At 46.6% G+C, this 17,011-nt stretch carries 9 protein-coding genes; 8 read left to right on the plus strand and 1 reads right to left on the minus strand.

All coding sequences use genetic code 11. The annotated features are described in order from the left end of the window. Window positions 1-288: 288 nt before the first annotated feature. Window positions 289-4,833 carry a CHAT domain-containing protein gene (locus tag ACLGGO_RS22770; RefSeq protein WP_446421019.1) on the plus strand — a complete coding sequence of 1,515 codons (4,545 nt, stop codon included), beginning with the start codon at window positions 289-291 and terminating at the stop codon, window positions 4,831-4,833. A 224-nt stretch (window positions 4,834-5,057) separates the two neighbouring features. Here the strand turns inward: ACLGGO_RS22770 and ACLGGO_RS22775 are convergent, their stop codons facing one another. Beyond that, the gene (locus tag ACLGGO_RS22775; protein ID WP_446421020.1) at window positions 5,058-5,378 is read right to left on the minus strand and encodes a hypothetical protein; all 321 of its coding nucleotides are present in this window, start codon (window positions 5,376-5,378) and stop codon (window positions 5,058-5,060) included. Here ACLGGO_RS22775 and ACLGGO_RS22780 point away from each other — a divergent pair. The 7 genes from ACLGGO_RS22780 (at window position 5,377) to recF (ending at window position 16,740) form a co-directional block, all read left to right on the plus strand. Then, a complete protein-coding gene (locus ACLGGO_RS22780) occupies window positions 5,377-5,754 on the plus strand; it encodes a hypothetical protein (protein WP_446421021.1) in 378 nt (125 codons plus the stop codon). The two genes, ACLGGO_RS22775 and ACLGGO_RS22780, sit on opposite strands and share 2 nt — an antisense overlap. A gap of 243 nt (window positions 5,755-5,997) precedes the next feature. Further along, on the plus strand, window positions 5,998-7,413 hold the full coding sequence (locus tag ACLGGO_RS22785) for an LCP family protein (protein ID WP_446336166.1): 1,416 nt from the start codon (window positions 5,998-6,000) through the stop codon (window positions 7,411-7,413). Window positions 7,414-8,016: 603 nt separating this feature from the next. Continuing rightward, window positions 8,017-9,264 carry a DUF4912 domain-containing protein gene (locus tag ACLGGO_RS22790; RefSeq protein WP_446421022.1) on the plus strand — a complete coding sequence of 416 codons (1,248 nt, stop codon included), beginning with the start codon at window positions 8,017-8,019 and terminating at the stop codon, window positions 9,262-9,264. Between the two features lie 147 nt (window positions 9,265-9,411). Then, window positions 9,412-9,978 carry a CesT family type III secretion system chaperone gene (locus ACLGGO_RS22795; protein ID WP_446336164.1) on the plus strand — a complete coding sequence of 189 codons (567 nt, stop codon included), beginning with the start codon at window positions 9,412-9,414 and terminating at the stop codon, window positions 9,976-9,978. 335 nt (window positions 9,979-10,313) lie between these two features. Continuing rightward, window positions 10,314-12,269, plus strand: coding sequence for a ShlB/FhaC/HecB family hemolysin secretion/activation protein (locus ACLGGO_RS22800; protein WP_446421023.1), 1,956 nt, complete (start codon window positions 10,314-10,316; stop codon window positions 12,267-12,269). 84 nt (window positions 12,270-12,353) lie between these two features. Then, window positions 12,354-15,179, plus strand: coding sequence for a cation-translocating P-type ATPase (locus ACLGGO_RS22805; protein WP_446421024.1), 2,826 nt, complete (start codon window positions 12,354-12,356; stop codon window positions 15,177-15,179). A gap of 409 nt (window positions 15,180-15,588) precedes the next feature. Then, window positions 15,589-16,740 carry a DNA replication/repair protein RecF gene (gene recF, locus ACLGGO_RS22810; protein ID WP_446336161.1) on the plus strand — a complete coding sequence of 384 codons (1,152 nt, stop codon included), beginning with the start codon at window positions 15,589-15,591 and terminating at the stop codon, window positions 16,738-16,740. Window positions 16,741-17,011 lie beyond the last annotated feature (271 nt).

The raw sequence follows: 17,011 nt of genomic DNA on the forward strand, positions 1-17,011 counted from the left end.
ATGATCACAAGACAAGAGTTATTTTACTCGTTATTTGCGACTTCCTCGCTGATGTAGAGACGTGCAGTAGCACATCTGGGGGCGGGGGTGTCAATTTGTCGGGGCTGATCCTCCAACGGACGCGATCGTGTTTGTCGTTGCGCTGTCTTCGCCGGTATCCAACTCCAAAGGTATCACTAAATAACAAACCTAAAACTTTATATACTTTTCTTGCACTTTCCTATTTATTGATTAAACCATCGAAACAGGGAGATACAATTCAAGCAATATGTCTTGGTGTATCACCCCATGAAATCTCTTCAATGGTGTTTTAATTGGATATCTCTAACGGTTTCCCTCTCTCAAGCCATTTTTGTCACAATAGCGGCGCTGCTTGTTAGTTCACAGACACTAGCACAATCAATTACCCCAGCATCAGATGGAACGGGTACGATTATTGATAAACAGGGAAATGTACATAACATTAATGGCGGCAGTTTGTCAAGCGATGAAACCAATCTTTTCCACAGTTTCCAGGACTTTGGTTTAGATGCAGGTGAAATCGCTAACTTTTTGGCAAATCCTCACCTCAATAATATTTTCGGACGAGTAATGGGGGGAAATCCCTCGCTGATTAATGGCTTGATTCAGGTGACAGGGGGAAATGCGAATTTATATTTAATGAATCCAGCGGGGATAGTGTTTGGGCGAAATGCTCAGTTAAATGTCCCGGCTGATTTTATCGCCACCACGGCTACAGGGATTGGGTTTGGCGAGAATCTTTGGTTTAATGCTTTTGGCACAAATGAGTATCAGCAATTCGTCGGGAATCCGCAACAGTTTATTTTTGATGTATTTCAGCCAGGAAGTATTGTTAATGCCGGAAATTTAGCTATCTCCCAGGGTCAGAATTTAACTTTACTCGGTGGTACGGTTATTAATACGGGAGAACTAACAGCACCGGGAGGAAGAATTACCATTGCAGCCGTTCCCGGTTCTCATCGGGTCAAGATTTCTCAGCCGGGACAATTGCTGTCTATAGAAGTTGAACCATTAGTCAATAGTTCGGGAGAACTTATCCCCTTTACACCGTTAGATTTAGCCGCATTATTGACAGGTACGCCGGAGAATCTGGAGACAGACGTTGAGGTGGATTCAACGGAAACAGTCAAATTAACCGATTCTGACTTAATTCTCCCCAATAAAACAGGAGTTACCATTATCTCTGGAACAATTGATGTTTCCAACCCTGTAGGGGCGCACCGACGTGCGCCCTCTCTCCCACCAACCATTGGCGGCGAGATAAATATTATTGGCAAAACCGTAGGATTAATTTCTGCCAATATTGACGCATCCGGTACAAATGACGGCGGTACTATTCGCATTGGTGGCGACTATCAAGGTGCAGGAATAATCCCTAATGCTGATATCACGTTTATTAATGAAAATTCTACGATTAAAGCCGATGCTTTAACAGAAGGCGATGGCGGAAATATAATTATCTGGGCGGATGAACAAACTATATTTCATGGCAACATTAGCGCCCGTGGCGGACACAATTATGGCAACGGCGGTTTTGTGGAAATATCCAGTCAGCAACAGTTAGCCTTTGACGGTGTTGTCGATGTAAGTGCTATTGCAGGTGAAGCGGGACAGTTATTATTAGATCCCACTAGCGTTATCATTGGCACAACCGGAACCAATGATATAGCACTCAACGATAATCAAATCTTGTCGGGAGAAGGTAGCGGAAGTTTCCTGATTTCTGCCAATTCACTGTTAACTGCATTAAATTCTGGGGATGTCTCAATTGCAGCCAGCAAAAATATTGATATTATCAGTGATATTAATTCCAGCAGTAGAAACAATTTAACCTTTGAGGCGGCATTTATCAATTTAAATGCATCAGTTTACTTGAATGGTGGTAATCTCACCTTTGAAGCACCCGTGATTCTTCGCAGCAGTCAAACACTCAGCACAGGTTCTACTGTCGGCGGTGATATTACATTCAATAGTAGTCTTCATGCGTTTAATCCCGGTACAGATACGTTAACCTTAGAAGCCGGAACCGGGAATATTACGTTTAATGGTGCTGTAGGTGGAGCGTTACCTTATAATGTGGCGGTACTGTTAGATGATCCGGTGGGATATTGGCGTCTTGATGAAGATGGCGAGACGGCTTTTGACTCGTCTGGAAACAATATAGATGGCACTTATTTTGGTGGGGTAAATCGTAATCAAGAGGGGGCGTTAGTGGATGATGCTAATCCAGCTCCATTTTTTGATGGTACGACGGGGTATGTAGAAATTCCCGATTCAGATTTTATTGATTTTGGTACAAATGAGGATTTTACGATAACGGCTTGGATTAAAGCTTCGTCCGAACAATTGGATACGGTAGCTGGTGATAAGGATGTCATTGAAAAATGGAGTGGAGGCGAGCCATACCCTTATGTGATTCGCTATTTCTACCAATCAGGAAAGATCCTTGCTGCGCGATATGATGGTTTTCCTGCAAATCTGAGTCCTACCGTTAACTCAACAGTATCCATAGACGATGGACAGTTTCATCACATTGCTTTTATCAAAGAGGGTTCGACACTCTCTTTATATGTTGATGGAATTCTAGAAGATACGAATACCGATACTATAAATAGCCCGACACAAAATAATTCTCCACTTTTTCTAGCACGTAGAGGGGGGAACGCAATTGATAATTTTTTCCGGGGCAGTATTGACGAAGTAGCCATTTACGATTCTGCCTTATCCCCTGATGAAGTAGCCGATCAATACACCACGGGAACAGGTACGGCTACCTCAAGAAAACTCGGTGGATTAACGGTCAATAGTGCCGCCAATATCATAGCCAATGATACAATAACTGCCAATAGTATTGACCTAACAGCTAGTCAAGATATCACTACTCAATCCCTCGACACAAGTTCCAGTTCAGGTGATGGTGGTTCTATTACCCTTAATGCAGGAAATAATATTCAAGTCACCGCAATTAATACACAAGCCGGAATTAATGGTACAGGAGGGAATGTTGATATTACCGCTGGCGGATTTATCCAGATAACTGACACATTTATCGACCAAAATGAGGAAAATACCAGTATTTCCACAGCCGGAGGTAGCGGTGGTGGTGCGATTACTATCCAACATGGCGGTCAGGGTTTGATTCCTTTTAATGTGGGTGATGCCTCAATTAACGGTACAGCAGGTGCGATTACGAGTGGCGAGTCTAACCTTGAACCGTTCCAATCGTTTACTGATAACAAAACCGAAGGAAATGTTCAGATTATCACTGATCAATTTATTACAGGTTCTTGTCCTCCTGACTGTTTAGACACCGAACCAGACGAGATAGATGAATCTGAGGATATCACTGAGAATTTCGGGACTGATATAGCAACCGCTATAACGATTAGAACACTCAGTCTATCTCAAAACCATACATTGCATTTATCAGTATGTCCTAATAATCCTGGCGACTGCGATACTTCTCCAGTTTTGAGTCCGATCGCAGAAACTGAAGCCGCGTTCACGAATGAATATGAAGAGTATTGGGGGTTAACTGAGACGCCAATTATTACGCTGGCACAAGCTCAAAGGACTTTACAAAGGATTGAACAGGCGGCTGGGGTGAAACCGGCTCTGATTTATGCGGTGTTTGTGCCAGGGAATGTTGCTGAAGATGATGGTGGGAGAGGCGAAGTTGAGACGAGAAAACGCAGAGGTTCGCAGAGGGAAGCGCAGAGGTTCGCAGAGGGTTTTGGTGGTTGGGATGAGATGTTTTTGGCTCAGGAGGTGTGGGAAGATGGGGCGCAATTGGAGTTGATTTTGGTTACGGCTGAAGGGGAACCGATTCGATTTGTTGTACCGGGGGCGACTCGGAAAAGGGTGATGGAAATGGTACAAGGATTCCGTCGTGCGGTTACGGATACTCGCATTCCTCGTCCTTATCTTCCTAGCGCTCAGCAGTTGTATCAGTGGTTAATTGCTCCGTTGGAGGAGGAGTTACAAGATAGAGAAATTAATAATCTGGCTTTTATTATGGATCAGGGTTTGCGTTCTTTACCTGTGGCGGCTCTCCATGATGGGAATGGCTTTATTGTTGAACGGTATAGTATCGGTTTTATGCCGAGTCTATCGCTAACGGATACTCGTTATGTGGATGTGAGTGATTTACAGGTTTTGGCAATGGGGGCGTCGGAGTTTACGAATCAAAATCCGTTGCCGGCTGTGCCTGTGGAATTATCCGCGATCGCAGATAAACTATGGCAAGGTGAATCCTTCCTTAATTCTGCGTTTACTCCCGCCAATCTTAAAGCAGCACGGGCGGATCAACCCTTTGGTATTGTCCACTTGGCAACTCATGGTGAATTTAAACCAGGTAAACCGGAAAATTCCTATATCCAGTTTTGGAATACGAGACTATCCCTGGATCAAATTCGCCAACTTGGACTGCATAATCCCCCTGTGGAACTAATGGTATTAAGTGCTTGTCGAACTGCATTAGGAAATGAAGAAGCTGAGTTAGGTTTTACTGGGTTAGCGGTACAAGCCGGGGTAAAATCAGCGTTAGGAAGCCTCTGGTATGTCAGTGATGAGGGGACATTGGGATTAATGACCACTTTTTATCCAAACTTAAAGCAAGTCCCAATTAAAGCCGAAGCGCTGCGACAAACCCAATTAGCCATGATTCAGGGTCAAGTGAAGATTGAAGATGGGCAATTGATTACTCCCAATGGGACGATTACCTTACCTGAAGAATTAGCTGGAATTGAGGATAAGGAGTTTACCCATCCTTATTTTTGGAGCGCGTTTACCTTAGTGGGAAGTCCTTGGTAAGGGTGTAGAGACGTAGCATGCTACGTCTCTACTTAAGGCTGGTAGACAGTGTCCTCCCTAGGGCATATTCAGGGTTTCGGTGATCCCAAAATCCAAACTTTCAGTGCCATTGGTTTTAAATTTGTAGGGGCGGGTTTTACTACTATCGTTTCGGTTTCACCCAGATATGACTAAACCCGCCATTATCCACGTTGATTAGGAAAACCTGTATGTCTCCTCTGCCACTATTCAACCGGATGCTGACGAAATTTCCAGAAGCGCCATAAAAGAGCGATCGCCAAAATTATAGCAGGTGTGAGTACGGCAATCAGGGCATTCCCGGACGTTGCCGGAATAGGGGGTAAACTAGGACTGGCGTATTTAATCACCAGGGAAATGCTAAGGGAGAGAATTAAGACTTTGACAATGAAATTGAATTGAATACCCATCAGTTTTTGTGTCACCCGGTATGCGGTTGTGATATTATTCCCTTTTTTAGCACCAATAACCAATGATACAATTCCCACCTTGTAAGGTGTTTCAGCCTTAAACCACCAAAGCACCATGAATCACCTCGACCCATTGGACAATCAAAACCTGCAACGTTTACAGCTATTTGCCTACCTGCTACCCGTGATCGGCTTTTTTCCGGCACTGTGGACACTCTACCGTCGCCAAGGAACACGAGAACAGCAAGCAGTGAGTCGCTTATCCGTCACCTTGGCTTTCGCTTGGCTAGTAGGCTACATTTTATTATTGTCAGGGGCGCAGCTCACGGAGTTTTGGAGCTTCCGCCTGTTATTTATGAATACCATGCTCACCTCTGGGTATTTTTTAGTGAGTGTTTGGCTCATGGTGCGCTTGTGGCAAGGGAAGTTACCCCGTCTCCCTGGGATTAGCCCGGTGGCGGAAGGAAAAGTGCGAAAGCATCTGTCCGAGTAAAGGATTTCAGCGTTTGGGTTGTCCGGTTATAGGAAAATGGTGACAGGCTTTTTGCCTGAAGTTGATCAACTGCTCTCATCTTTTGCCGTATTTGCCTGGTTTTGCCCCAAACGGTGAGAAAACCTGATAATGAGTGTTTGTGTCAAACGCTCTAAATCCGACTCAGGGTAAGCAATGAGGGCATCGGCGTGTATCATCTGCTTAAACCCATCCTGATCGCTTATGTGTGTGTGAGGAAACCAAGTGCCAGCTCGAAAAACCTACGAACAACCCCGCCAAGGACAGAAAAAGAGGATTCAACCGCCGAAAAAGAAACCGACTAAAGCTAAACGAGGACATTGGCTTTGGCTATGGTTAGGCTTTACTGGCGTCGCCATGTTATCAGCAACAGCAGGGGCAATGCTTGCTGTTTCGCTATCGAGTATGCCTTTACTGCAAAGTCAACTGAATGCTGATGAGGCAGCCATCTTTAGCGACAAGGGTAGTATGACCCGCAATAGTATGCGATTACCCGAATTGACGCGACCTGTCAATATTTTGATTTTGGGGACTAAGGTTCTTACCTCTGACTTGGATCAACCTCTAGAGGAAGACTTGGGATACCATGCACTGGTCAATTCCTTTGATGGACTCTCCGACACCATGCTTTTGGCTCGGTTTGACCCCAGCCACCAAAAGTTAAAGGTTCTATCCATTCCCCGCGATACCCAAACCTACGTTGAAGGGTATGGTGTGATCAAAATCAACGCCGCTAATTACCATGGTGGACCAGCTTTAACGGCAAAGGCAGCCAGTGATCTCCTTGACGGTGTAGGCATTGACCGTTATGTCCGAGTGAATGTACAAGGTGTGGAAAAGCTCGTGGATGCCCTTGGTGGGGTCACCGTGTATGTTCCCCAGGACATGAAGTATAAAGATGACTCTCAACACCTCTATATTGACCTTAAGCAAGGCAAACAGCATCTTAATGGCGATCAGGCAATGCAATTTTTGCGATTTCGCTATGACAAATATGGTGATGTGGGTCGAGTACAGCGCCAGCAAATACTAATGCGGGCATTGATAGAGCAAGCACTCAATCCAACAACGTTAGCCCGACTGCCCAAAATTTTATCGGTTATTCAGTCTCACATTGACACAAACTTAAGCGTTGAAGAATTAGTGGCTCTGATCGGATTTGCTGTCAATAGCAAACGTTCTGACGTACAAATGTTAATGGTTCCAGGTCGGTTTAACGGCACTGGAGAAAATGAAGTCAGTTATTGGTTGCCAAACCACCGACAGATTCGCCAAATGGTGGCTCAACATTTCGATCAAGGCTATAGCGAACTCTCCGATATTGACCCAGGTTATTTGCGGGTGGCGATTCAAGATAGTACTGATAATCCAGAAGCCGTTCAATCCCTAATCAGTACCCTAACAGAAGCAGGTTATCGAAATAATTATGTCGGCGAACCCTGGGCAGAACCCTTGCGCGTCACCCGCATCATTGCTCAACAAGGAGACGAAGCCACCGCTGCGGCTATCCGGGCTGATTTGGGATTTGGTGAGGTGCGGGTCGAGAGTACAGGTTCTCTTGCCTCCGATGTGACCATTCAGTTGGGTCAAGATTGGCTGGAACAGCAGGATTTCTCAGATGAGGGGTTTTTCAATTTCTAGGTAGTTATTTGTCATTTGTCATTTGTGAGGGAATAGGGAACACCTCGGCTTCGCTCGGTGTGTCATAGGGAATAGGGAATAGAAATTTTGTCCCTCTGCTCCCTCAGCTCCCTCTGCTCCCCCCGCTCCCTCTGCTCCCTCTGCTCCCTCTGCTCCCCCCGCTCCCTCATCTCCCCCCGCTCCCCTAAGCGATCCCCTTTGGCTGAAAATGTCATGGAATGTTGACATTGCGATCCCCGACAAGCTTGTAAATTCGTCAATTCTTGAAAATTGGCGTCTTGATCCCCTTGACCGTACCTAAGGCTTTTCTGTTACATAAATAAATAAAGCGATCCCAAAGAAATGCTGATTTGAGTATTTCTGTGATTCTTGGCACTAAGTGTTATCGGGAATAATCCCAACGTAAGCCTAAAGAGTAAGTCGTTCTGAGTTTGTAACTGCCCAAACGAAAGACGAATGCAATGCGTCACCGAGACTGACTTACTCCAAGGCGGTAGGAATCATCAACCTTTATCAAATGCGATGCTGTTCAACTATGAGTCCCATTTTTTGATTCATCAGGAGAGATACAACCTACCGTCCTAACAATTGGAGAGCATATTCATGGCAAAAGAACGCCCACCTTTAGAAGAGATGACCTTACGGCAACTGCGTAGAGTTGCGAGTGAGTACGGCATCTCACGATATAGCCGGATGCGTAAGGCGCAGTTGCTGGCAGAAATTCAAAAAGTCCAACATACCAAAATCTCACTCAGTCCAACTAGCACAGTGGAGGCACAACCAGAAGTGGAAGCATCTAAATTTGAACTCGGTCAAGAAGATCGCACCGGCGGTAATCTTGCATCTGTAGACGAAGGATTACCTGATTTACCCGCTGGTTATGGAGAAAGTCGGATCGTTCTCATGCCTCGCGATCCCCAATGGGCATATACCTACTGGGATATTCCTAACGACCACAAAGAAGACCTGCGGCGTCAGGGAGGACAGCAATTAGCCCTGCGGATTTATGATGTCACTGACATCAGCTTGGACTACCAGAGCCCCCACAGCATTCAGGAATATCCCTGCGACGAACTGGCACGGGAATGGTACCTACCCCTACCCGTTAGCGATCGCGACTACGTAGTAGATATTGGTTATCGTTGTGCCGATGGTCGCTGGTTAGTCCTAGCCCGTTCTAAACCCGTACATGTTCCCCCAGTTTATCCCAGCGACTGGATTGAAGACCAATTCATCACCGTTAACTGGGAAGAAGAACTCCAAGGCAAGACTGTATATGAGTTGGTGTCTCCCAGCAAGCGCCAACCTGTGACCGCAGAAGCCGGAGCCGAAAACCCCATCTACGACGAAATCTTTGGCATGGCAAAATCAGCCGAAGCTCAGCGCGTTGCTGGTTCTCTATTCGGCTCAATGCAGCATGTTCCCGGATCGATGGTTCCTTCTCAAGCCGTCAGTTCCTACATCTTCCCCTCTGGGGTAGGTATGTGGGCTGTACCTACTATGTCTGGCTTAACCATGTCTGGTGTCGGTATGTCCGGAGTTGGTATGTCCGGAGTTGGTATGTCACCCATTCGTCAACGTCAGTTCTGGTTGGTTGCCGATGCTGAATTAATTGTCTACGGTGCAACCGAACCGGATGCAACCGTAACCATTGGCGGGCGCCCGATTAAACTGAGCCCCGACGGAACCTTCCGCTTCCAAATGTCCTTCCAAGATGGTCTCATAGACTATCCCATCATGGCAGTGGCAGCCGATGGCGAACAAACTCGCTCGATTCAGATGAAGTTTACCCGCGAGACGCCCTCACGCAATACCAACACCAAAGAAGAAGCAGTTCCCGAATGGCTCTAAAGATTAAAGTGTGAACAACAAAAGATAACCAAGAAGTATCGTCAATCTTGCCACTTCACACTTCATCCCAAATCTTTCTATATGGCTAAACGTGTCCCCTGGCAACTGTCGGGGGATTTTTTTACGGAATTCTCTCAAAAAAACAGCATGAAACCCGAAGAAATTACCATCAAGCTGGCAGAACTTTTTAATTCCAGGGCGGTTCAACAGGTAGAATCAGGGACGTGGCAGGTTGAAACACCTCAACTGAGAGTGTTAATCCTTCTGTCGTCAGACCAGTCTTGGTTAAGAATCTTGGTTCCCATCGCATCGGCTCAAGACGCCCAACCCTTTCTTGAACAGCTTCTCGAAGCCAATTTTGATGAAACTCAGGAAACTCGCTATGCCCTGAATCAAAATGCACTTTGGGGCGTCTTTCAGCATAAGCGGGAGACGCTTGATGCTGACGACTTTTGTGCTGCGGTTGTACGATTGGTTGGCTTATGTCAACAGGGTTTAGAGTCCAGCTTTGACCAGTTTGTAGACCGTAAAATTCGTCAAATCATTCGAGCGGCGAAGCAGCAAGGGCAATCTTTTGAAACAACCCTGCAAACCCTAGATCGCTTTTATCGGGAAGGGTTGATGGGTGATATGGAATCAAGAGAACAAACAGAAGAAGTATTGGCACAATGGCAACGGCGCTTAGAACGTCTTTGGTCAGAGATAGAACCTTGAGTTGGGGCATTCTTGTTGCCAAGTTCTCCAAGGTAGTGGGGTGAGAAACGGAAACCTCGTCTTTCCCAAGACGGGAGGGAACTGCCCCACCACCGTCAGTAGAGACGCACCAGGGCGCGTCTGTACATTGGTTATTGGTAAAAAACTGTGCGTACAAATGACATAGACGCGCAAGCGGCTTCTGCTTGGGTTAAACCCTCCTCGAAGAGTAGAGTAAGAAATCAGACGCGATATCCATGCGCTGGACTCTATAGTATGAGCTTAGGGGCAGTTATTCCAGAACAATTAGTCGCTGGAGGCGCTCAACGATGAAAGGGTCGGGGAGTAAGCTTTTAGTGAATATTTTTTTAAAGGGGCAGATTCTGGGGCAACTGACACCTGTTTGGGTGGGCATTATAGGTCTAAATGCGCCAATGGCATTGGGTACAACTCCAATGTCTGTGTCACAAGTGAGCCAGAACCCCCTCAATCTACCTAATCTGAGGGAACTCTCTCACCAGCAATTTCAGAAGGCACAGGGAACAGGGCAGATGGTAGAAGGTTCTCAGCAGGCAGAAGATGACTCTATGGCAGATGACAGATGGCTCAAAACTATTGTTGCCACAGATAACGCTTCCCTTGATGATATTCCGATCGCACAAACCCCACCCACGCCTCCAAACCCCGAAACCATCCAACCCAATCCGGATGATCGTTTTCCTCAACCCACTCCTACTCCTGAACCCTTACGTCCCGATGATTCCCCACCGTTGATCCAACCCGAACCCACTCCCTCTCGACCCACGAGTCCCAACGTGGAGACTATTCAAATCGAGAAAATCAATGTTACAGGTAGCACCATCTTGGAACCAGAGGACTTCAATCCAATTGTGCAACCCTTGGAAGGACAGGCTGTTACCCTACAACAACTGCAACAGGTCGCCGATGCCATCACCCAACTTTATCTAAATCGCGGCTACATCACCTCAAGAGCCATTCTAGTAGACCAGGTTATTACCGATGGTATTGTGGAGATTTTTGTCCTGGAAGGAAGTCTGGAAGACATTAAAATTGAGGGAATTCGCCGCCTTAAACCCAGCTACATTCAGAATCGGATTCAGCTTGGTGTTAGCACACCCCTAAATACTGCTCGCCTAGAAGATAAATTGCGGCTACTGCGGGCTAATCCCTTGTTTGAGTCCGTAGAAGCGAGTCTTCGCGCTGGTAGTCAACGGGGAAAGAGTATTCTCATTGTTCGTGTCATCGAAGCCAATCCCTTTGAAGGGAGTGTCACTACTGATAACTATTCACCGCCGAGTGTCGGTTCAGAACGATTGGGTATAAACGGGCGCTATCGTAATCTTACAGGTTATGGGGATGAACTGACGGCTAGTTACTTCTATTCCACCACTGGCGGCTCAAAGGTGATTGATATGGGCTATCGTCTTCCCCTGAATCCGAAAAATGGCACCCTGCAAGTGCAAGCAAGCGTTGATCGCAATCAAGTGACTGACGAACGCTTTGCTCAATTCGATATTGAGGGAGAATCTGAACAGTATGAGATTAGTTTTCGTCAACCTTTAATTCGCACCTCCCGTGAAGAATTGGCTCTATCCCTGGGTTTTAGCTTTAGGGAAAGTCAGACGTTTTTATTGGGTATGCCTGCCCCTTTGAGTCCTGGTGCTGATGCCAATGGGATAACACGCACCAGTGTGATTCAATTTGGACAAGACTACCTACGCCGTGATCCTAGAGGAGCTTGGTCAGTGCGATCGCTCTTTAGTCTGGGTACAGGTTGGTTGGATGCTAACATTAATCCCGATCCCTTGCCTGATGGACGTTTTTTGGGCTGGCTGGGTCAGATACAACGAGTCCAAATTCTCAGTGGTAGCCATTTTTTAATTATGGGTGCTGATATTCAACTTACACCCAATACTCTTTTACCGTCTCAACAATTTGTCATTGGTGGCGCTCAATCCGTGCGAGGCTATCGACAGAATGCTCGAATCGGTGATAATGGCGTGCGATTATTTTTAGAAGACCGGATTACCCTAGAGCGAAACGCAGCTGGTGCGTCAACGTTCCAAATTGCGCCATTTTTTAACGCGGGTTGGGTGTGGAATCATCCCGATAATTTAAACCCTCTGCCTCAAGAGCAGTTTTTAGCCAGTTTGGGCATGGGGATACTTTGGCAACCGCTACCTGGATTAGATTTGCGCCTTGACTATGGAATCCCCTTAGTGGAACTCGAGGATCAGGGTCAGAATGCTCAAGATCAGGGGTTCCACTTTTCGGTTCGTTACCAGTTTTAAGGGAACAGGGAACAATCACCAATTACAGTCGTAGGCTGAAAAGACTATGATTGATTGGGTATCGTGTTTATGTAAACCTGCCCCGTGACTTCATCTCATCCTTCCCATTCCTTGCCTGATCCCTTAAATGCATGGCATACCCAATCCATAGAAGACTCGCTTGCCCAACTGGATAGCAATCCACAGATGGGTTTGAGTGCTGAACAAGTCAGCCAGCGATCGCAATACTACGGATTGAATGAACTCGAAGAAACTGCTGGTCGCAGTACTTGGGCGATTCTTCTGGATCAGTTCACCAATATCATGCTAATCATGCTGATTGTGGTGGCAATCATCTCCGGAGTCATTGACCTGATCGATTGGCGACAAGGCGGGTTAGAGGAGGGTCAAGTTCCGTTTAAGGATACAATTGCGATTCTGTTAATCGTTATTCTTAACGGTGTCTTGGGCTATCTCCAAGAAAGTCGTGCCGAAAAAGCCCTCGCCGCCCTGAAAAATCTAGCCTCTCCCAAAGTCCGTGTCCTCCGCGATGGTAAACCCATGGAGGTGGATAGCAAACAGCTTGTCCCTGGAGACATTATGCTCCTCGAAGCCGGTGTGCAAGTTTCTGCTGATGGACGGTTAATCGAGCAATCCAACCTCCAGATACGGGAATCCGCCTTAACCGGAGAAGCAAACGCCGTTAATAAGCAAGCCACTGTCACCTTAGCTGAGGATACCCCCTTAGGCGATCGCATCAATTTAGTCTTTCAAGGTACCGAAGTCGTTCAAGGTCGAGGAACTGTCCTGGTTGCAGCCACAGGGATGAAGACGGAATTGGGACGCATCGCCGAAATGTTGCAAGGGGTGGAAAGCGAACCAACACCCCTGCAACAGCGGATGACCCAATTGGGGAATGTCTTAGTCAGTGGTTCTCTGATCCTAGTGGTGCTGGTTGTTGTTGGTGGCTTAATTCAAAGTGGCGGCGATTTAGGCGTTCTGCAACAACTGGTGGAAGTGTCCCTGAGTATGGCGGTAGCGGTTGTGCCAGAAGGCTTACCTGCGGTGATTACCGTCACCTTGGCATTGGGAACTCAACGGATGGTGCGTCGCCATGCTCTGATCCGTAAACTTCCAGCCGTGGAAACCTTAGGTAGTGTGACGACGATCTGTTCGGATAAAACCGGTACCCTGACTCAAAATAAGATGGTCGTGCAATGGGTCATCACTCCCCACCACACGTTCCAAGTCACGGGAGAAGGCTATGCGCCGAACGGGGAATTTCTGATCACCGAGACAGCCGTTTCTGCCCAAGAGTATCCCGAATTACAAGTATTACTTCAAGGTTGCGCTCTGTGTAATGATGCTATCTTGCAGTATGAACAGGATGATTGGCTGATTTTAGGAGACCCCACTGAAGGGGCATTAATTACCCTAGCCGGGAAGGGTGGTGTTGATAAAGAACCGTTGCGGCGTCAGTTTCCTCGGGTCGGTGAAATTCCCTTTTCCTCAGAGCGAAAGCGCATGAGTGTAATATGTCAAGGGTCAGATGGATCAGTGGCAACGAATGACGGACAAGGGACAACAGATAGCCCCTACATCATGTTTACCAAAGGTTCCCCTGAATTAGTCTTGGAACGGTGTCATTCTTTGCAGGCGGGTGATCACACTGAGGTGTTGACCGACGAGCAACGGACGCAACTCCTGCGGCACAATAATCAAATGGCTGGGGCGGGATTGCGGGTTTTGGGGTTTGCCTATAAGCCTCTGGAGGCTGCACCCAATGATGGGGTAGATGCTAGTGAAACGACTGAGCAAGAGTTAGTTTGGTTAGGGCTGGTGGGGATGTTAGATGCCCCCCGCCCAGAAGTTTTGGATGCCGTGCGACGCTGTCGGAATGCGGGTATCCGCCCGGTGATGATTACAGGCGATCATCAGCTTACGGCTCGCGCGATCGCTCATGCTTTGGGTATTGCGGATCAACATGATCGCGTTCTTACCGGTCAGGAGTTACAAAAGCTTTCTCAATCAGATCTGGATAACCAGGTGAAAGAGGTGAGCGTTTATGCTCGTGTTTCTCCGGAACATAAACTGCGGATTGTACAAGGGCTTCAGCGCCAAGGTGAATTCGTCGCCATGACGGGTGATGGGGTCAATGATGCTCCCGCTCTTAAGCAAGCGGATATCGGTATTGCGATGGGCATTACAGGCACAGATGTGAGTAAAGAAGCCAGTGATATGGTACTGCTGGATGATAACTTTGCCACGATTGTTGCCGCGACGGAAGAAGGTCGCACGGTTTATGATAATATCCGCCGCTTTATTCGCTATATCTTAGGTAGTAACATTGGTGAGGTGTTAACTATTGCCGCTGCACCGATTATGGGACTCCCAGATGTTCCCCTGTCGCCGTTACAAATTCTCTGGATGAACTTAGTGACTGACGGTTTACCCGCCCTAGCTTTAGCGGTAGAACCGGCTGAACCAGATGTGATGAAGCGTCCTCCGTTTAGTCCCCGTGAGAGTATTTTTGCCCGGGGGCTGGGTTTGTATATGGTTCGGATTGGGATTATTTTCGCCATTGTCACGATTATTTTAATGGCGCTGGCGTTTGACTATTTTCCACTCCACTGGAAAACAATGGTCTTTACCACGTTATGTCTCGCCCAGATGGGACACGCGATCGCGGTTCGTTCAAATACTCGTTTAACGATTGAGGTAAATCCTTTCTCGAATCCCTATTTAATCTGGGCAGTAACGGTTACGACTATCTTGCAACTGGCGTTGGTTTATGTGCCATTTTTGCAAAATTTCTTTGGTACAGAACCTCTCACGCTGACTGAACTGCTGATTTGCTTGGGGTTTAGTACGTCATTGTTTATTTGGGTTGAGTTGGAGAAGCTGTTTATTCGTTGGTACAAGAATCGGTAATTGGTCATTCGTTTATGTCATTCGTCATTAGGCTTCAACAACCCTGACTTAGCTAACGCTTGAAGTCAGGGATTGTCGGACAAACGACAATTAAACGTTGAATACCGCATAGAGTCTCGGTTTGGTACAGACACCCGGATGTTTCCCTAGTCCGGATTAAATCTAAAGCCTTTTGTCGGGCTGTTGGTAGAGACGTAGCATGCTACGTCTTTCCAAGACATCTTAACCGAGATGGCGGGAAGGGACATAGTGGTCAGTGGTCAGTGGTCAGTTATCAGTGGTCAGTAATTGGCTGATAACTGGTAACTGATAACTGGTAACTGATAACTGATAACTTAACACACAAAACTAGGTTTTTTGGGCGAAGTTAAAGGTTCCCCAATCACCAATCACCAGTTAACCATGATCAATGTACTTAAAACGCTTAAACTTGCGCCAGTTTCGGAATTACCGAGATTGCTTGGTTAATTTTGAGGCACCGAAAACTATTTTGGTGGGAAATAATGCTCAGGGGAAGTCTAATCTGCTAGAAGCGGTAGAATTACTCTCGACGCTGAGGAGTCATCGGTCAGTGCGCGATCGCGAATTGGTTCTAGAGGATGCCTCGATTGGTCAGATTCAGGCAATCTTGGAACGTGCTTATGGTTCTGTTGAACTGGGGTTAACTCTCCGCAGTCAGGGACGACGTACTGTGGCTCTCAATCGCGAATCCTTACGTCGCCAGCTTGATTTTTTGGGCATCTTGAATGCGGTACAGTTTTCTAGTCTGGATTTGGATTTAGTTCGCGGGAGTCCTGAGAGACGACGGAATTGGCTTGATTCGATTTTGACCCAACTCGAACCTGTTTATGCTTATATTTTGCAGCAATATAATCAAGTACTGCGCCAGCGCAACGCCTTGCTCAAAACCATGCGGAAGCAGCAGGAAGATGGGACAAAGAATGGGGTATTATCCTCAAAGCAGCCTCAGGCAGAACTGTCACTTTGGGATGCTCAACTGGCAACGGCGGGGTCGCGTGTGACTCGGCGTCGTGCTAGAGTACTACAACGATTAGCACCCCTTGCCCAATCTTGGCATGCCAGTATTAGTGGTAAAACAGAGTTACTTGAGGTGACCTACGCGCCTAATGTCAACCTAGAAAAGGATGACCCAAAAGGTGTTCAGCAGGCATTTTTAGATAAACTCTACCATCGTCGTCTTCCAGAACAGCGTCAGGGGATAACCCTGGTTGGTCCACACCGAGATGATGTGGAATTTACAATTAACCAAACCCCTGCCCGTTCTTATGGTTCCCAAGGACAGCAACGGACGCTGGTTTTGGCACTAAAATTGGCAGAGTTAAAGTTAATTGAAGAGGTTGTGGGAGAACCTCCCCTATTATTACTTGATGATGTGTTGGCAGAACTTGATCCCAACCGCCAAAATCAGCTTTTGGATGCGATTCAAGATCGGTTTCAAACCCTGATTACAACGACTCACTTAGGCGCATTTGATTCCCAGTGGTTGAACTCCTCCCAAATTCTTTCGGTTCAAGCGGGTCAAATTCAACCGCTTGGTTAAATCTTATTTTTCAGTTGTTCTAAATATATATAGTTTTTGCCTGAGCGCTATATCAGCGAATGAGTTACAAGTTTAAACGTTAGTTGTATGACAAGTATTGCAGTGTAATCTAAATTGTTAGGAGTATAAGGTTGAGGCTTAACATCACTTAAAGCTTTGTTTAAGCTTGATAAAGAAGTCGGCGATTTTGCCTGAATTGCCATAGTCTCGCAGTATAATCTTTACTAGAAGCCTGACTTGATAATTTTTTTGAAGTTAAGGACGTTGAAAA

This window comes from Coleofasciculus sp. (assembly GCF_046565525.1).
In the GTDB taxonomy this organism is placed as follows: domain Bacteria; phylum Cyanobacteriota; class Cyanobacteriia; order Cyanobacteriales; family Coleofasciculaceae; genus Coleofasciculus.